The following is a 17,149-nucleotide window of genomic DNA, read 5'->3' as shown; positions in this document are numbered from 1 at the left end:
TCTTTTTTGCTTGGATGCATCCGGCGGGGCGGATCAGGGTTCCATGGGAACAACAAAAGGCTCGGGCGCCGGGGAGGCGGGCGCGGCAGCGGGAGCGCCGTCGGCAGGGGTCGCATTGTTTTCGTCCAGCTCAGGCAGACCGGCATGCCAGCTTGCAGGGGGAATAATCACCTCATCCCCTGGTTTGAGAGGTTCCTTGTCGTTGCTGTCAAAGAGCTTGTTTCGTTTCACATAGGACTGGTAGGTCTTGCCGTCCGGATCAACGCCATCCACGATCAGCGCGGCGAAGATGCCCCCGCGGCGGCGGATGCCCAGTTCCTGGCCCACCGTCAATTCCGGCTTGCCGATCGCCTGAAACAACACGAGGTTCGCTTCACGGATGTATTCCGTCACCCGGCCCACCTGCTCGGCGTCCCTGATGTCGTTGAGCCACTGAAGCTGGGGATCCCCTTTTTCCAAATTCCGCCGTACCAAAAGGGCACGTTCTTGTTCCGCTACATCCTGGCGGCGGCGCAGGTCTTCATTTTCCTTTTTCATCCGTTCCAGTTCCGCCGTTGCATGGGCCAGTTCCTCAACCATCACGGGGTCCGCCACCACCGCCGGCTGCATGGACGCCGGAGCGGCCTGCGTGGGCATGGGCAGATAAGGAGAGGGAGCATTCGCGGCAGGCGCCGAAGAAGAGACGGCAAGCTGCTGCTGTTGCTGGAGAACGTCCATTCTTCCGGAAAGATTCACGTATATCAGTCCCAGCACAGCCAGGGCCACTACCAGAAGCACCAGAATAACGATACGGAAATTGCTCATAGGTCAGGAGGGAGGAGTTAAATTAATAGGAATAGTTAAGATAGAACTGGAATTGGCCGCCGCGGTCAATAGCATTGTTTTTCTGAACCGGAATTGCGTAGTCCACGGCCAGCGGACCGATGGGCAGGTTCAGGCGAAGGCCGATGCCGTAGTCGGAAACGATTTTGGAGGTGCCGAAGTCAAAGGCGTCTCCATTTACGAAGCCGATGTCGTAAAAGACGGCGATGCGGACTTCCTCAATGACCGGGATGGAGTATTCAAACTGGCAGAAGAAGGAGGAACGGCCGCCCATGGTTTCGTCACCGCTGAGGGCGGGGTTGTAAGGAGCCACGTCGCGGAAGCGGAAGCCGCGCATGTTGTACGGGCCACCCAGGTAGAGGCGTTCGAAGATAGGTACGTCATGATCTCCGTAGGAGTCCACGGTGGCGACACCGGCATTGATGCTGAAAATGGTGTCTCCACGCAGGTTCCAGTAATAGGCGCCGTTGATGCCGAAGTTGTAGGTATGCACGTCGCCGCCCAGACCGGAATAACCGGCCAGCACCTCAAATTTGCCGCCCTTGCGCGGGAATATCTGGGCGTCGCGGGTGTCAATGGTGTAGGAGAATTCCACATGGCTGCGCAGGTAGTCCCCGTCCTGGAGCCAGAAGAAGATGGGGGCGTTCCCTTTGGCGTCAATCCGGTACTGTTCCAGGCGGTATTCCAGCTTCACATAGTCCAGTTCGCCGATCGGCTTGCGCAGGGAAACGGCGAATCCGTAGTTTTGCTGGTCGTAGTAGTCGGAGTAGTAGGAGGAGTTGCTGTAGAAGATTTCCGTGCCGAAGGCGAGCTTGCGGTGCAGGAACCAGGGGTCCACCCAGGAGATGCTGGCATCCTGCGTTTCAAAACCGACGCGCGTGTTGATGGCGAAGCGCTGGCCGCCGCCCACGAATGAGGACCAGTCGTACATGTCGAAGTTGGACTGGGTAATCCCCGCAAACAGGTACACGCTTTCAATGGAGGAGAACGCCACGCCGATGTTCAGGGAACCGGTGCGTTTTTCCGCCACTTCAATATTGACGTCCCGGTAGCCGGGGCGGGTGGAGCCCACCTGGGCTACGTCTACCAGGTCAAAGTAGTTCAAATTCTGGAGGCGCTTCTGAGCGGTATCCAGGTCCACAGAATTCATCGGGTCATTGGACTGGAGGGGAAGTTCCTGGCGGATGACGTAGTCCTTCGTGCGGTTGTTGCCAATGACGCGGATGTTGCCCACGCAGTAGGGATTGCCTTCCGACACATGGTAAACGATGTTGATCTGCCCGTAGCCGGTCTTGGGGTCAATGCCCACTTCCTGGATGTCCGGACGAACCGTGGCATCCGCATAACCGCGGGAACCGTAATAGCGGCGAATCATGGTCACGTCGTCGGCCACCTTCTGGGCGGAGTAGGTGTCTCCGTTGTACATGCTCAGGCCGGGCACGAGTTCCTGGGAAGTGAATACCTTGGTGGGTCCGAACGCCACCTGGTTGACCTTGTAGCGGCGGCCTTCGGAGATCGTGATCTTCATGGTGAGCTTCTGCTCGTTGCCCTTGCCGGAATCAAAGTATTCCACCTTTTCCAACTTGACGCGCAGATAACCCTTGTTGCGGTAATAAGTCACCAATTCAGCCAGGTCGTCCTCCAGTTGTTCGCGGTCAATACGGCCGGATTTGGTGATCCAGGTCAGCCAGCCCTTTTCCTTGGTCTTCATCACCTGGCGCAGGTCCTTGGAACTGACATGCTCGTTGCCGACGAAATCAATGTTGATGATGTTGGCTTTTTTGCCTTCATTGATATTGAAGATCACGTCCACAAAGCCGGGCCGTTCCGTTTTCTGGTAAAAATAGGAGACCTGCACGTCCGGATACCGGGATTCCTGATAGTAGGTGCGCAGTTTGGTGATGGCGCTGCTGAGCGCTTTGTCACTGAGGGCTTCCCCACCCTTTAACCCGCATTCTTCGGAAAGGTCCCGGCTGTCGAAGGCGGTATTGCCCTGAAAACCGACGCCGCCCAGCAGGTTCTGGGCCGCCATTTCAAATACCACGCTGACACCGTCTCCGGAGGGGTCCACGGCAACCGTCGTATTGCCCCCTACCAGACCGCTTTCCAGCAGGCGCTCCAGGTCCTTGTTCACCACATCCGGGGAGTATTTGGTGCCCGGCTGCGTAGCCAGCAGGTTTTTCAGGCGGTCTTCCGAGACGGTTTTGCCGCTGCTTCTGTAGCGCACGGAAACGCTTTTGACGGGTTTGCCTTCATACGCCTGGTCGCCGGGCAGAATACCTGTTTCCGGCCCCAGTTCGCGGGCCACCTGCTCCGGGGTCATCACGGAGCCGTAACCGCCCCTGTTGAGAGTAGTTTTGTCCTGGGACAAGGCGGACGAACACGCCAGAAGAAGAGGAGAAACAATCAGGAAAACGGGACGAATCATGAGAGCGGAACTTAATACTTGGGATATAAAGGACTTTTCCCCGTACATAGTCAAGACGACATTCCGCGTAGAACGCAGTTGCCGCGCATTTTACTTGTTGCGCCCTCATGCGCCGAAATGGCAATTGTGTCATTCCTGTGCAATAGCTTGCACTTAAGATAGCCTCTCATTACATTTACCGCCGCCCGTGTCCTGACGCCGCCCTGATGCCGGAAGCCGGGATAAACCACTTTCATTCTAACACTGACCGTATTATTTATGGAAATCAACGTTGATATTCAACCGGACTGCACAGCCACGCTGAAAGCTTCCATTCCCGCAGAAACCACGGCCGCGCGCCGCGCCTCCATTGTGGATTCCTACGCCGGCAAGGCCAAGCTGCCCGGCTTCCGCCCCGGCAAGACTCCCAAGTCCATTATTGAAAAGCGCTTCAAGAAGGAGATTGAGGAAGAGCTGCTCGACACCCTGTTTGAAACGGCCTGCTCCACGGCTCTGGAACAGAACCCCAAGCTGAAAGTTCTCAATTTCGGCAAGCCGGAACAGTCCATCGACGAACAGGGCAATTACACCGCCACCAGCACGATGACCGTGGTGCCCGAATTTGAATTGCCGGAGTACAAGGGAATTGAAGTGAAGGTTCCCTCCTCCGAAGTAACGGAAGCGGACGTGGAGGAATCCCTCAACTCCCTGGCCGAACAGATTGCGGAATTTGTTCCCGTGGACCGTGCCGCCAAGATGGACGACGTAGCGATTATCGATTTCAAGACCACGCTGGAAGACAAGCCCGTAGCGGAAGCCGTCGGCAAGCCGGTGGGCTTCCTGGAAGGCCGCGAAAACCAGTGGATGAAGGTGGAAGACGACCAGTTCCTGCCCGGCTTCGCCTCCGCCCTGGAAGGATTGAAGGCCGGTAACAGCAAGGATATCACCGTGGTCATTCCGGATACTTTCCCGATTGCGGAATTGCGCGGCAAGGATCTTGTTTTCCACACCACCGTGAAGGAAGTGCGCGAGAAGGAGCTCCCGGCCATTGACGACGAATTCGCCGCCAAGGTGCTGCCCGGCAAGACGTTGGAAGAACTCAAGGCCGCCGTGAAGGAAAATATCGCCCAGCGCAAGACCCTCCAGATCGACGAAGCCAAAGCCGACCAGATCACGGAAAAGCTGGCCGACATGCTTGATTTCAACCTGCCGGAAGCCGTCGTGGAACGGGAAGTGTACGGCATCCTCCAGCAGAAGCTCCAGCAGGCCATGTACAGCGGCAATCCCCCGGCCGACATGGACAAGTTTGTGGAAGACGCCCGCGAGGAAGCCAGAAACGAAGCCCGGCGCAACCTGAAGGTTTTCTTCATGCTCCAGGAAGTGGCGCAGGTGGAAAAGATCTCCGTCACGGAAATGGAACTCTATAATGAAGTGGCACGTCAGGCCCGCCAGCAGAAAAAGGCGCTCAAGGCTTATATCCGGGAAATCCAGCGGGAAGGCCGCGTGCACGGCATCAGAATGAGCCTGCTGACAGCCAAGGTTCTGGACTTCCTGACGAAAGAAGCCAAAGTAACCGTAGACGAGCAATAACCCTCCTCTGCACAAGAAACCTTACCAGGGGGAGTTGGAGCGAATGCCCGACTCCCCCGTTTTGTATCCGCCAGAAGGGGAACTATATCGAATATAAAACATCGAACCTGCAACAATCATATGTTTCAACCCCACTCTTCCAACCCGGAAACCGTGAAGTCCTATTACGTTCCCATGGTGGTGGAACAGGACGGCCGCGGAGAACGCGCCTTTGACATTTATTCCCGCCTTCTCAAGGACCGCGTCATTTTCATCGGCTCCGCCATTGACGACGACGTGGCGAATTCTGTGATCGCCCAGCTTCTGTTCCTCCAGATGGCCGATCCCAAGAAGGATATCCACGTGTATATCAATTCCCCGGGCGGCTCCGTCACCGCGGGCCTGGCCATTTACGACACGATGCAGTTCGTTTCCTGCGACGTGAATACGTATTGCCTGGGCATCGCCGCTTCCATGGGTTCCGTCCTGCTGGCGGCCGGCACGCCCGGCAAACGCTTCTGCCTGCCGAATTCCCATGTGATGATCCACCAGGTTTCCGGCGGCGCCCAGGGAACCGCTTCTGACGTGGAACGTACCATCGGATTCATGTTCAACTTGAAAAAACGCCTCAACGGCATCCTGGCCAAGCACACCGGCAAGACGGAAAAGCAAATTGAGAAAGACGCCGACCGCGATAATTACATGACCGCGGAAGAAGCCGCAGCCTATGGGCTGGTGGACAAGGTGCTGACCCATCACGAGGACGGACAGGAAAACAAGAAGAAAGGCAAGGCCTGAATCCTGCCGGCTGCCCCTACTCTCTCAATATCAGATTATGTCCGGTACCAACCCCAATATTCCAGCCTGTTCCTGCTGCGGCAAGCCGGGGAACAAGGTGGACAAGCTCATTCAAATCGCGGAAGATTTCTACATCTGCAACAATTGCGTTGAGATTTGCGTCAACATGATTGTGAAGGACAACGGCCTTCCGCTTGCCACCCGTTTCATCCGCGGCATCCTGAACATGGAGCCTTCCGCCTATGCCATGTGCCAGGCGGAAGCCCGGAAGGCCGCAGCAACGGAAATGCTGCGCGAGACAGGCGCCCCGGCGGCCTCCTATGAAGGCCCCCTGCCCACCCCGGAGGAAATGTGCGCCACGCTCAACCAGTACGTCATCGGCCAGGATCATGCCAAGAAGGTGCTTTCCGTAGCCGTGTACAATCACTACATGCGCCTGCGCCAGAATTCCATAACACTGGAGGACAAGTCCCTGGACGATGTGGAAATCGAGAAGTCCAACATCCTGCTCGCCGGCCCCACCGGTTCCGGCAAGACGCTGCTGGCAAAGACTCTGGCGAAGATGCTGAACGTCCCTTTCTGCATTGTGGACGCCACCACGCTGACGGAAGCCGGCTATGTGGGTGAAGACGTGGAAAATATCATCCTGCGCCTGCTCCAGGCAGCCAATTTTGACGTAGCCAAGGCGGAACAGGGCATTATTTACGTGGACGAAATCGACAAGATCGGCCGCAAGACCCAGAACGTTTCCGTCACGCGGGACGTTTCCGGGGAAGGCGTGCAGCAGGCCCTGCTGAAGATCATTGAAGGGACCATCTGCAACGTGCCCCCCACCGGTGGGCGCAAGCACCCCCAGCAGGAGTATATCCGCGTCAACACGGAAAAAATCCTCTTCATCGTGGGAGGGGCTTTCGTCGGCCTGGAGGATATCATCCGCAAGCGTCTCGGCGCCAGCCAGATGGGATTCGGAGCCATCACGGAACAGCGCGGCAGCAAGGAATACTCGGAAGAGGAGATTCTCGCCCAGGCCATGCCGGAAGACCTTTTCTCTTTCGGCATGATTCCGGAACTGGTGGGCCGCCTGCCCATTTTCTGCCCGCTTTCCAAGCTGGACGAAAACCAGCTGGTCCGCCTGCTGACGGAACCGAAAAACGCCCTGGTCAAGCAGTATTCCAAGCTGCTCGCCATGTACGGAGCCAAACTGGACGTACATCCGGACGCCTTGAAAGCCATGGCTGCGGAAGCGATGGAGCGCGGCACCGGAGCCCGGGCCCTGCGCGCCATCTTCGAGAACCTCATGCTGGACATCATGTACAAGGTTCCCAGCATGAAAAACGCGGATTCCGTAACCATTACCAGGAAAACAGTCACTGACAAGGAACCGGCCCAGATACGGCAGGCGTCCTGATCCCGCTTCCCACACCCCAGCCATGCCGGATACTCTCACCGTCCTGGGAATAGAATCCTCCTGCGATGAAACGGCGGTCGCCGTGCTGCGTTCTTCCGGGGAGGAAGAAGCGCCGGATATCCTCTCCTCCGTCATTTCCTCCCAAATCGCCATTCACCGCCAGCATGGCGGAGTGGTTCCGGAACTGGCCTCCCGCAACCATTCCGCGGACCTTCCCGGCGTCATCCGCTCCGCGTGCCGGGAAGCCGGCGTCACCCCGGCGGACATTGACGTATTCGGAGCCACCGCGGGCCCCGGCCTGGTTGCCGCCCTGCTGGTAGGCAACAGCACGGCCAAGGCCCTGGCGCTGGCAACAGGCAAGCCTTTCGTCTCCGTCAATCATCTGGAAGGGCATCTTCTCTCCCCCTTTGTCAAACGGCCGAAAGGCCCCGTGCCGCATTTGGGGATGGTCGTTTCCGGCGGCCACACCCTTTTTGTGGACGTCCGGGGAGTGGGGGACTACCGCCTGCTGGGCCGTTCTCTGGACGATGCCGCCGGAGAAGCGTTCGACAAGGTAGGCAAAATGCTCGGACTGCCCTATCCCGGCGGCCCGGAAATAGACCGCATGGCCGCCCGGGGAAATCCGGAGGCCTTTTCCTTCCCGCGCGCGCTGATAAAGGAAGCCACGGCCAACGTTTCCTTTTCCGGCCTGAAAACGGCCGTTCTCTACAAGCTGCCCAAGCTGACGGAAAGCGGCAATCCCCACGACCTGGCGGAACAAACTCTCTGCGACCTTTGCGCCTCTTTCCAGAGGGCGGTTACGGATGTGCTGATCCGCAAGGCCCTGTATGCCCTGCGCCTTTCCGGCCACCGCACCCTTTCCGTTTCCGGAGGCGTCTCCTGCAACAGGGAGCTGCGCACGCGCCTGCAGGAAATCTGCGCACGCGAAGGCGTGGAACTTATCCTTCCGGATTTTGACCTGACGACGGACAATGCCGCCATGATTGCCTATGTAGCCTGCCTCAAGGCGCGCCGGGGTCTCTTCCATTCTCTGGATGAAGACGTTGACCCCAACCTGAAACTGACGGAAGACCTGAACAGATCCAAGTATTCAACGCATTCCTGATCAGCATATTGGAAACTCATGCCACATTATTGCGGCATACAGGCGAAAAAATGTTCACGTTTTCATTGACATCCGGTATTTAAAAGCGTAATCTAGCGACCGCTTTTCGTCAGGCAACACGGGAGGATGCTATCTATCCGCTAGAACCGCAGGTTTGGGCGGAGTTACAACTCTCTTAGAGCGGCGAAAGGCGGAAGAAGTCTATGCTTCTGTAGCTCAGGGGTAGAGCGCATCCTTGGTAAGGATGAGGTCGCGGGTTCAATTCCCGCCAGAAGCTCCATCTTCAAGCTAGACCCATAGCAGCCCAAACCTAAACATATCATTATGGCTAAAGAGCAATTCCAGCGCAACAAGCCCCACGTGAACGTGGGCACCATCGGTCACGTTGACCACGGCAAAACCTCCCTTACCGCCGCCATTACTTCAGTGCTCGCTAAGAAGGGTTTCGCCGAAGCACGCGGCTATGACCAGATCGACGCCGCTCCCGAAGAACGCGAACGCGGCATCACCATCTCCACGGCACACGTTGAATACGAAACGGACAAGCGTCACTACGCTCACGTTGACTGCCCCGGACACGCCGACTATGTGAAGAACATGATCACCGGCGCTGCCCAGATGGACGGCGCCATCCTCGTGGTTGCCGCTTCCGACGGCCCGATGCCGCAGACCCGTGAACACATCCTTCTTGCCCGTCAGGTAGGCGTTCCCGCCATCGTCGTTTACATGAACAAGTGCGACCTGGTGGACGACCCCGAACTGATCGAACTCGTGGAAATGGAAGTCCGCGAACTTCTGAACGAATACGAATTCCCGGGCGACGACACCCCCATCATCAAGGGTTCCGCCGTTAAGGCTCTGGAAGGCGACGCCGCTGCCGAACAGTCCATCATGGACCTCATGGAAGCCGTTGACGCTTACATTCCCCAGCCGGAACGCCCCGTTGACCAGCCCTTCCTGATGCCCGTGGAAGACGTGTTCTCCATCTCCGGCCGCGGTACCGTGGCCACCGGCCGTATCGAACGCGGCATCGTGAAGAAGATGGAAGAAGTGGAAATCATCGGCATCCGCGATACCCAGAAGACCTCCGTTACGGACATCGAAATGTTCCGCAAGCTGCTTGACGAAGGCCAGGCCGGCGACAACGTGGGTCTGCTGCTCCGCGGCGTGAAGAAGGAAGACATCGAACGCGGCCAGGTGATCATCAAGCCCGGCACCGTGAAGCCCCACAAAAACTTCAAGGCTGAAGTTTACGTCCTGACCAAGGAAGAAGGCGGCCGTCACACTCCGTTCTTCAACAACTATCGCCCGCAGTTCTACTTCCGCACGACGGACGTGACCGGTTGCTGCACCCTTCCCGAAGGCGTGGAAATGGTGATGCCTGGTGACAACGTCAACCTGGAAGTTCAGCTCATCACCCCGATCGCCATGGAAAAAGCCATGCGCTTCGCTATCCGCGAAGGCGGCCGCACCGTAGGTGCCGGTCGTATCAGCGAAATCCTTGACTAAGTCCCTTCTGGACTAGTAGAGGAATCTACACATCCGGTTTGAATGAGGGGGCCTCCCCGCGGGGTCCCCTCATTCTCCCACGAAAGAAGAAAACCAACAGGTCAGTAGTTCAATCGGTAGAGCGTCGGTCTCCAAAACCGAAAGTTGGGGGTTCGAGTCCCTCCTGACCTGCCACTTCTTTCCAAATACATCACCCCACCTTGAAGCATGTTTCGCAAGATTTCTCAATTCATCGCCGAAGTTAAGGGCGAGCTTAAGAAGACCACCTGGCCCTGGGAAAGCGATCCCAAGGTGAAAGGGTTCAAAAAATTCCGCGAACTCTGGGGTTCCACTCTTGTCGTCCTGATTGCCATGGTCTTCCTTGGCGCGTTTGTCGCATCGTTCGACATCTTCCTCCACAGCGTGGTCAACTACCTCATCAAGTTGGCAGTCTAGTTTTATCCCCTACTTTCTTTTTCCGATCATGCCCAGTACCCCAGAGCCTCACGAACAATGGTACGTGCTTCATGTCCTCTCCGGACAGGAAAACAGCGTTCGTGACCGCATCATCCGCAAGGCCAAGGACGCCGAACTTTCCGACTTCATCTACCGGGTGGAAGTCCCCACCGAACTTATCTCCGAAGTCCGCAACGGCAAAAAGACGGAACGCCACAGCAAGCTGTTCCCCGGGTACGTTTACGCCAACATGTATCTGCTGGAAGCCGACGGCTCCCTGAACAAGGACCTCTGGTACTTCATTCAGCAGATTGACGGCGTCATCAGCATTGCCGGTTCCCGCAACGCCCCCCTCCCCATGCGCAAGCGCGAAGTGGAGGACCTGCTGCCCCTGCTGGACGCGGAAGCCGTCGCGGCCCGTCCCAAGGTGGAATTCGCCGTCGGTGACCCGGTGCGCGTCTGCGAAGGCCCGTTCCAGAGCCAGGAAGGCACCATCGAGGAAATCGATCCGGAAAAAGGCAAACTGCGTGTCAGCGTTTCCATCTTCGGCCGCGCCACTCCGGTGGACCTGGAATACTGGCAGGTTGAAAAGGCCTGAAGCTTTTCCCGCAACATTCCCGCCGTTCATTTTCTCCGCTAACAAAGCAAAACCATGGCAAAAGAAATAACCAAAATCATCAAGCTCCAGATCAACGCCGGAGCCGCTAACCCCTCCCCGCCCGTGGGTCCGGCACTTGGTCAGGCCGGTGTAAACATCATGGCATTCTGCAAGGAGTTCAACGCCGCCACGCAAAAGCAGGCCGGCGACCTCCTGCCGACCGTCATCACGGTTTACAAGGACAAGTCATTCTCTTTCATCACCAAGCAGCCCCCGGGCAGCGTGCTTCTCAAGAAAGCCGCCGGCATTGCCTCCGGATCCGGCGAACCGAACAAGAAAAAGGTTGCCACCCTTTCCAAGGCCAAGCTGATGGAAGTTGTCAACACCAAACTCCCTGACCTCAACACGAAAGATCCCGAAAGCGCCGCCCGCATCCTTGCCGGACAGGCACGCCAGATGGGCATCGAAGTTGAAGGTATGTAACACTCACCGCAGGAGGATTAACCAATCCGAACGCACTGCCAAATACACACATGTCTACCAAACGCAGCAAGCGATATCAAGAAGCAGCCAAGCTTGTTACTCCTAACAAGAACTACAGCATCTCCGAAGCCGTGGAAACCATGAAGTCCTTCCCGGCGCCGAAGTTTGACCCGACTGTCACCGTTTCCTTCCACCTGACCGTGGACCCCCGCAAATCCGACCAGATGGTCCGCGGAAGCGTCTCCCTGCCCAACGGCACGGGCAAGAACGTCCGCGTCCTCGTCTTCGCCCAGGGCGACGCCGCCAAGGCCGCCCAGGAAGCCGGAGCCGAATACGTGGGTTTTGAAGACCTCATCAAGAAGGTCCAGGACGGTTTCGTTGACTTTGACACGGCCATTGCCACCCCCGACGCCATGACGGAGGTTCGCAAGGTTGCCCGTGTACTGGGTCCGCGCGGCTTGATGCCCAACCCGAAAACCGGTACGGTTACGGACGACACGGCCAAGGCCGTGAAGGAAGTGAAGGCAGGCCGCGTCGACTACAAGGTTGACAAGAATGCCAACATCTCCGCCGCTGTAGGCAAGCTGTCCTTCTCCAACGAAAGCATCTGCGAAAACATCGCCGCTCTGGTTGATTCCGTCATCAAAGCACGCCCGGCTTCCGCCAAGGGCGCCTATGTGGAATCCGTCACCGTTTCATGCGCCATGTGCCCCGGTCTCCCGGTTGACACCGCTTCCATCGCCAAACTGTAACCCGAACCGATTTAGCACATCATGAATCCTGACAAGCGTATCATCATTGACGACCTGACCGCCCGCGTCAACGCCTCTCCGTTCCTGATCGTTGTGGACTACACCGCGATCACCGTGCCCGAGTTCACCAATCTGCGTTCCGCCCTGGCCGCCTCCGGCGCCCAGTGCCACGTGGCCAAGAACAATTTCATGCGCACGGCCCTGACGGATGCCGGCCTGCCGGACATCGGCGAACACCTCGTCGGCCAGACCGCCTTCATCACCGGAGCATCCGACGTGGCTGGCGCCGCTAAAGCCATCAATACCTTCAACAAGGCTTCCAAGAAGGCCGAATACAAGGTAGCCATTCTGGACGGGGCAGTCCTCACTGCCGACCAGATCCGCGCCATCGGCGACCTGCCTCCCCGCGACCAGCTGCTGGCCAAGCTCCTTGGCACCATCAATGCTGCCGGTTCCGCTCTTGCCCGAGTCATTCAGGCATATGTGGACAAGGAAAACGGCGGCAGCGAAGAACCCGCTGCTTAATACTAACCCCTTGACCGGACGGCCCGGTTGCACTTTAGCCAAAATGCGTGAAAACCGGGCCCGACCTCTCCTAGAGGTTCCTTGTCGGAACTCCGGCCGGAGAACTGAAATGCCAAGTGGCTCTTGGCGCGACTAGAACCAAAAAAGAAAACAATACAATGGCTGATATTAATAAAATCGCTGAAGAACTCGGCACCCTGACCATTCTGGAAGCCGCCGACCTCGTCAAGCTCCTGGAAGAAAAGTGGGGCGTTTCCGCCGCTGCTCCCGTAGCCGCCGCCGGCGCTGCCGCCGCTCCTGCCGAAGCTGAAGAAGAAAAGACCGAATTCGACGTTGTGCTGACGGACGCCGGCGCCAACAAGATCGCCGTGATCAAGGCTGTTCGCGAAGTGAAGGCCGGCCTCGGCCTGGTGGACGCCAAGAAACTGGTTGAAGGCACTCCCGCCACCATCCTGGAAGGCGTTTCCAAGGACGAAGCCAACGCCGCCAAGGCCAAGCTGGAAGAAGCCGGCGCCAAGATCGACGTCAAGTAAGCTTTTTACTTCCCGCGCAACAGGAGAAATCCCGTTTTTTCTCCTGTTGCGCTTCCTCGTCTTCACATCCCGCGTGACCGACTAGAGGCTTTTTGCACATCAAATCGCTTCCAGTCGGTTCCGTCTCCCCAAGGAAGGAACCGTTCTGCCCCGCATCCGGGCAGCAAGGATGCACATTCATAACATCTCCGCCACAGCAGCCCATGTCAAAGCGACTCTACTTCGGGAATATCAAGGAAGTCATCGAACCTCCCAACCTTATTGAGATTCAACTGCAATCATACTTCGATTTTCTACAACAGGACACGCCGGCCGCGGCCAGGAAAAACATCGGCTTGCAGGGTGTTCTGAAGGAAATCTTTCCTATCAAGAGCTATGACGAAAACATTGAGCTCGATTTTCTTTCTTATGAAATAGAACAGCCCAAGATGAGCGACTACGAGGCTATCCGCGCCGGGGAAACCTACAGCGCCGCCCTCCAGGTCACCTTCAAGCTCAAATCCGACAACGAATCCAAGGAAGAAACTGTTTACATGGGTGAAATGCCCATGATGACCAACCGCGGCACCTTTGTGATCAATGGCGCCGAGCGCGTCATTGTGTCCCAGCTTCACCGTTCTCCGGGCATCTGCTTTGAAAGCGCCCAGCACCTGAACGGCAAGCTCCTGCATTCCTTCCGCATCATTCCGGACCGCGGTTCCTGGCTGGAAGTCCAGTTTGACACCAACGACCTGCTCTACGTCTATCTTGACCGCCGCCGCCGCCGCCGCAAGTTCCTTGCGACTACGTTCATGCGCTATCTGGGCTTCAAGACCGACCGCGACATCGTCAGCCAGTTCTATGATATCCGCACTCTTCCCCTGAGCGAGGACATGACGGAAGAAGACCTGCACAACCTCGTCGCCGTCGATACGATCAAGGACAAGGACCTGGTTCTTGCCAAAGCCTTCGAACAGCTCAACATGGGCGTCGTGCGCCAGTTGCTCCAGTTCGGCATCAAGGAAATCGACGTCATCAACCAGAACGAGGACGACGTGCTGATCAAGACCCTGAAGAAGGATCCCGCCCACGACGAGGAATCCGCCCTCAAGGAAATTTACAAGCGCCTGCGTCCCGGCGACCCCGCTACGGCCGCACAGGCCCGCACGCTTCTGAAGAGACTCTTCGACGATCCCAAGAAGTACGACCTCACCCGCGTGGGCCGTTACAAGATCAATCAGAAACTGGGTCTGGACACCAGCCTGGACCAGCGCCTGATGACTGCGGAAGATTTCCTGGCCGCCCTCAAGTATCTCCTGCGCCTCAAGAAGGGTGAAGGGATGGTGGACGACATCGACCACCTGGGCAGCCGCCGCGTGCGCGCCGTGGGCGAACTCATGGCCAACCAGTGCCGCGTGGGCCTCGCCCGCACGGAACGCCTGGTGAAGGAACGTATGACCCTCATCGACCAGAACATTGAAGGCGTCACGCCCAGCAAGCTGATCAACCCGAAGGCGCTCAGCGCCGTCGTGCGCGACTTCTTCGGCCGTTCCCAGCTGTCCCAGTTCATGGACCAGATCAACCCCCTCGCGGAACTGACGCACAAGCGCCGCCTTTCCGCCCTGGGGCCCGGAGGCCTGAACCGCGACCGCGCCGGCTTTGAAGTGCGAGACGTGCATCCTTCCCACTATGGCCGCATCTGCCCGATCGAAACGCCGGAAGGCCCCAACATCGGTCTGATCAACTCCATGTGCACCTACGCCCGCATCAATGAATTCGGTTTCATTGAAACGCCCTACCGCAAGGTGGAAAACGGACGGGTCACCAATACCATCGAATACGTCACCGCCGACCAGGAGGAAGGCTACCTCATCGCCCAGGCCAACAACCCGCTGGACGAACAGGGCAACTTCACCACTTCCCGTGTGACCGCCCGTGAAAAGGGCGAGTTCATCGAAGTGGACCCGGCCGACGTGCATTACATGGACGTGTCTCCCAAGCAGCTCGTCTCCATCGCCGCAGGCCTCATCCCCTTCCTGGAACACGACGACGCCAACCGCGCCCTGATGGGCTCCAACATGCAGCGCCAGGGCGTGCCTCTGATGGTGGCGGAATCCCCGTACGTGGGCACCGGCATCGAAGGCAAGTGCGCCCGGGACTCCCGTTCCGTCGTGCTGGCGGAAGCGGACGGCATCGTTGCCTCCGCCTCTGCGGAAGTCATCATCACCACGAAGGACGGCGAATTGCCCGTACGCCCGGAAGTGTACCTGTCCGATCCGGACAGCGTCCGCACCGACCGCGACAACGGCATTTACGTCTATCCCCTGCGCAAGTTCATGCGTTCCAACGCCGGCACCTGCATCAACCAGAGGCCGATCGTGCGCCGCGGGGACAAGATCAAGGCCGGCGACGTGCTGGCGGACGGCCCGAACACGGACCAGGGCGAACTGGCTCTCGGCCGCAACGTACTGGTGGCATATATGCCGTGGAACGGGTACAACTTCGAAGACGCCATCGTCATCTCCGAAAAGACGGTCAAGGAAGATACCTTCACCTCCATCCACATTTCCGAGTTTGAAGTGCAGGCCCGCGATACCAAGCTGGGCCCGGAAGAAATCACCCGCGACATTCCGAACGCCGGTGATGAAGCCCTGAAGAACCTGGACCATGACGGCGTCATCCGCATCGGTGCGGAAGTGAAGCCCGGCGACATCCTCGTCGGCAAGATCACTCCCAAGTCTGAAACGGAACTGGCTCCGGAAGAACGCCTGCTGCGCGCCATCTTCGGTGAAAAGGCTGCGGAAGTGAAGGATACTTCCCTTCGCGTTCCCTCCGGCTGCACCGGCATCGTGATGGACGTACGCATTTCTTCCACGGGTTCCGGCCATCACCGCGGCGACCTCGTGGTGGACAGCGCGGAGAAGAAGAAGCAGTTCAAGAAGATCAACGACGAGCACAAGAAGAAGAAGGAACAGCTTATTGACCAGCTGACCAAGAAGCTTTCCGACATTCTTCTGGGTGAAAAGATCCCGCTTGACGTCGTCAACGAACAGACCGGCGAAATCATCATTCCGGCCAACCGCAAGATCACCAAGACCCTGCTGCGCAAGCTGGCGCTGGTTCACGACCATATCGAAATCGAGCCCAGCCCGATCCGCAACAAGATTCTGGAAATCATCACCTCCTTCGAAGGCCGCTTCACCGAGCTGGACGACGAACGCGAACACAGACTGGACCAGATGGAATCCGGGGACGAATCCGAACCCGGCGGCCTGAAGGAAGTCAAGGTGTACATCGCCGCCAAGCGCAAGCTCGGCGTGGGTGACAAGATGGCCGGCCGCCACGGCAACAAGGGCGTGGTAGCCAAGATCGTTCCCGAACAGGACATGCCCTTCCTCGCGGACGGTACTCCGGTGGATATCGTGCTGAACCCCCTGGGCGTACCTTCCCGAATGAATGTGGGACAGGTGCTTGAAGCCCACCTCGGCATCGCGGCCCGGGCCCTCGGCTTCAAGGTGGCCACTCCGGTGTTCGACGGCATCAGTGAAGACACCATCTGGAACTACATGTCCGAAGCCAAGAAGGTGGACGGCTTCACCTGGATCGGCGACGGCAAGGACGGCACTGTGGGAGGCAAGAGCATCCTGTACGACGGCCTTACCGGCGAACCCTTCCACAACCCCGTTGTGGTAGGCCAGACCTACATGCTCAAGCTGAACCACCTGGTGGCGGACAAAATCCACGCCCGCGCCGTGGGTCCGTACAGCCTGGTCACGCAGCAGCCCCTGGGCGGCAAGGCCCAGTACGGCGGCCAGCGTTTCGGGGAAATGGAAGTGTGGGCGCTGGAAGCCTATGGCGCCGCCTACACCCTCCAGGAACTCCTCACCGTGAAGTCCGACGACGTGCAGGGCCGCACCCGCATTTACGAATCCATCGTGAAGGGGGACAACACCCTGGAAGCCGGCACTCCGGAATCCTTCAACGTTCTGATGAAGGAAATGCAGTCCCTGGGCCTGAACGTACGCCCCGGCAGCAAGGATGAACAACCTTCCCTGCAGCTCGGCGGTACGGACCTCGCCCCGGTGGACGGCATGACGGAAGGCTTTGACAGCGACGACATGGCCGGACTGGCGGATGTCGATTTCTCCGACCTTAAATTCTAACATCCATCGCATTCCCCTTCCGCCCCGCACGGTGCGGGAGGGGGCATCAACCCTTCTTAAGAT

14 protein-coding genes and 2 tRNA genes are annotated in these 17,149 nt (G+C 58.1%); 14 read left to right on the top strand and 2 right to left on the bottom strand.

Annotated elements, in window-relative coordinates; translation table 11 throughout:
* Nucleotides 1-33: 33 nt before the first annotated feature.
* Both OQH67_RS06195 and bamA read right to left on the bottom strand, forming a co-directional pair.
* Nucleotides 34-804 carry a hypothetical protein gene (locus OQH67_RS06195; RefSeq protein ID WP_215434208.1) on the bottom strand — a complete coding sequence of 257 codons (771 nt, stop codon included), beginning with the start codon at nt 802-804 and terminating at the stop codon, nt 34-36.
* A 22-nt stretch (nt 805-826) separates the two neighbouring features.
* Nucleotides 827-3,250, bottom strand: coding sequence for an outer membrane protein assembly factor BamA (gene bamA, locus OQH67_RS06190; RefSeq protein ID WP_215434210.1), 2,424 nt, complete (start codon nt 3,248-3,250; stop codon nt 827-829).
* Between the two features lie 258 nt (nt 3,251-3,508).
* On the opposite strand from bamA, the gene tig reads away from it, so the two are divergent.
* From tig to rpoB, 14 genes are all read left to right on the top strand, one after another.
* On the top strand, nt 3,509-4,819 hold the full coding sequence (gene tig / locus OQH67_RS06185; RefSeq protein WP_215434215.1) for a trigger factor: 1,311 nt from the start codon (nt 3,509-3,511) through the stop codon (nt 4,817-4,819).
* A gap of 120 nt (nt 4,820-4,939) precedes the next feature.
* Nucleotides 4,940-5,596: an ATP-dependent Clp protease proteolytic subunit gene (locus tag OQH67_RS06180; protein WP_067570709.1), complete on the top strand. Its 657-nt coding sequence runs from the start codon at nt 4,940-4,942 to the stop codon at nt 5,594-5,596.
* A gap of 37 nt (nt 5,597-5,633) precedes the next feature.
* Entirely contained in the window at nt 5,634-7,004 is a 1,371-nt protein-coding gene (gene clpX / locus OQH67_RS06175) for an ATP-dependent Clp protease ATP-binding subunit ClpX (protein WP_215434219.1), read from the top strand.
* Between the two features lie 22 nt (nt 7,005-7,026).
* Nucleotides 7,027-8,109 (top strand): tRNA (adenosine(37)-N6)-threonylcarbamoyltransferase complex transferase subunit TsaD, encoded by a 1,083-nt coding sequence (tsaD, locus tag OQH67_RS06170; RefSeq protein WP_215434221.1) that lies wholly within the window; start codon nt 7,027-7,029, stop codon nt 8,107-8,109.
* 205 nt (nt 8,110-8,314) lie between these two features.
* Nucleotides 8,315-8,389: transfer RNA gene (locus OQH67_RS06165), tRNA-Thr, on the top strand.
* Nucleotides 8,390-8,433: 44 nt separating this feature from the next.
* The gene (tuf, locus tag OQH67_RS06160; RefSeq protein WP_067570716.1) at nt 8,434-9,618 is read left to right on the top strand and encodes an elongation factor Tu; all 1,185 of its coding nucleotides are present in this window, start codon (nt 8,434-8,436) and stop codon (nt 9,616-9,618) included.
* 98 nt (nt 9,619-9,716) lie between these two features.
* Nucleotides 9,717-9,792: transfer RNA gene (locus OQH67_RS06155), tRNA-Trp, on the top strand.
* A gap of 33 nt (nt 9,793-9,825) precedes the next feature.
* Complete coding sequence (locus tag OQH67_RS06150; RefSeq protein ID WP_067570718.1) at nt 9,826-10,053, top strand: preprotein translocase subunit SecE; 228 nt, start codon at nt 9,826-9,828, stop codon at nt 10,051-10,053.
* Nucleotides 10,054-10,081: 28 nt separating this feature from the next.
* Nucleotides 10,082-10,651, top strand: coding sequence for a transcription termination/antitermination protein NusG (gene nusG, locus OQH67_RS06145; protein WP_067570720.1), 570 nt, complete (start codon nt 10,082-10,084; stop codon nt 10,649-10,651).
* 54 nt (nt 10,652-10,705) lie between these two features.
* Nucleotides 10,706-11,134: a 50S ribosomal protein L11 gene (rplK, locus tag OQH67_RS06140; protein WP_067570722.1), complete on the top strand. Its 429-nt coding sequence runs from the start codon at nt 10,706-10,708 to the stop codon at nt 11,132-11,134.
* 50 nt (nt 11,135-11,184) lie between these two features.
* Nucleotides 11,185-11,886 carry a 50S ribosomal protein L1 gene (gene rplA, locus OQH67_RS06135; RefSeq protein ID WP_067570723.1) on the top strand — a complete coding sequence of 234 codons (702 nt, stop codon included), beginning with the start codon at nt 11,185-11,187 and terminating at the stop codon, nt 11,884-11,886.
* Between the two features lie 21 nt (nt 11,887-11,907).
* On the top strand, nt 11,908-12,411 hold the full coding sequence (gene rplJ / locus OQH67_RS06130; protein ID WP_067570725.1) for a 50S ribosomal protein L10: 504 nt from the start codon (nt 11,908-11,910) through the stop codon (nt 12,409-12,411).
* A gap of 158 nt (nt 12,412-12,569) precedes the next feature.
* Complete coding sequence (rplL, locus tag OQH67_RS06125; RefSeq protein ID WP_067570727.1) at nt 12,570-12,944, top strand: 50S ribosomal protein L7/L12; 375 nt, start codon at nt 12,570-12,572, stop codon at nt 12,942-12,944.
* A gap of 203 nt (nt 12,945-13,147) precedes the next feature.
* A complete protein-coding gene (gene rpoB, locus OQH67_RS06120; protein ID WP_067570729.1) occupies nt 13,148-17,086 on the top strand; it encodes a DNA-directed RNA polymerase subunit beta in 3,939 nt (1,312 codons plus the stop codon).
* Nucleotides 17,087-17,149 lie beyond the last annotated feature (63 nt).

Origin of the sequence: Akkermansia biwaensis, assembly GCF_026072915.1 — a bacterium.
Lineage (GTDB): Bacteria > Verrucomicrobiota > Verrucomicrobiia > Verrucomicrobiales > Akkermansiaceae > Akkermansia > Akkermansia biwaensis.
Note: the sequence above shows the minus strand (reverse complement) of the source record. Positions and strands in the feature narration are given on the sequence as shown.

Coding starts and splice junctions, on each gene's coding strand:
- OQH67_RS06180 (WP_067570709.1), top strand. CDS start 4,940: ATGTTTCAACCCCACTCTTCCAACCCGGAAACCGTGAAGTCCTATTAC.
- tsaD (WP_215434221.1), top strand. CDS start 7,027: ATGCCGGATACTCTCACCGTCCTGGGAATAGAATCCTCCTGCGATGAA.
- tig (WP_215434215.1), top strand. CDS start 3,509: ATGGAAATCAACGTTGATATTCAACCGGACTGCACAGCCACGCTGAAA.
- rpoB (WP_067570729.1), top strand. CDS start 13,148: ATGTCAAAGCGACTCTACTTCGGGAATATCAAGGAAGTCATCGAACCT.
- rplA (WP_067570723.1), top strand. CDS start 11,185: ATGTCTACCAAACGCAGCAAGCGATATCAAGAAGCAGCCAAGCTTGTT.
- nusG (WP_067570720.1), top strand. CDS start 10,082: ATGCCCAGTACCCCAGAGCCTCACGAACAATGGTACGTGCTTCATGTC.
- rplL (WP_067570727.1), top strand. CDS start 12,570: ATGGCTGATATTAATAAAATCGCTGAAGAACTCGGCACCCTGACCATT.
- tuf (WP_067570716.1), top strand. CDS start 8,434: ATGGCTAAAGAGCAATTCCAGCGCAACAAGCCCCACGTGAACGTGGGC.
- OQH67_RS06150 (WP_067570718.1), top strand. CDS start 9,826: ATGTTTCGCAAGATTTCTCAATTCATCGCCGAAGTTAAGGGCGAGCTT.
- clpX (WP_215434219.1), top strand. CDS start 5,634: ATGTCCGGTACCAACCCCAATATTCCAGCCTGTTCCTGCTGCGGCAAG.
- rplJ (WP_067570725.1), top strand. CDS start 11,908: ATGAATCCTGACAAGCGTATCATCATTGACGACCTGACCGCCCGCGTC.
- rplK (WP_067570722.1), top strand. CDS start 10,706: ATGGCAAAAGAAATAACCAAAATCATCAAGCTCCAGATCAACGCCGGA.
- OQH67_RS06195 (WP_215434208.1), bottom strand. CDS start 804: ATGAGCAATTTCCGTATCGTTATTCTGGTGCTTCTGGTAGTGGCCCTG.
- bamA (WP_215434210.1), bottom strand. CDS start 3,250: ATGATTCGTCCCGTTTTCCTGATTGTTTCTCCTCTTCTTCTGGCGTGT.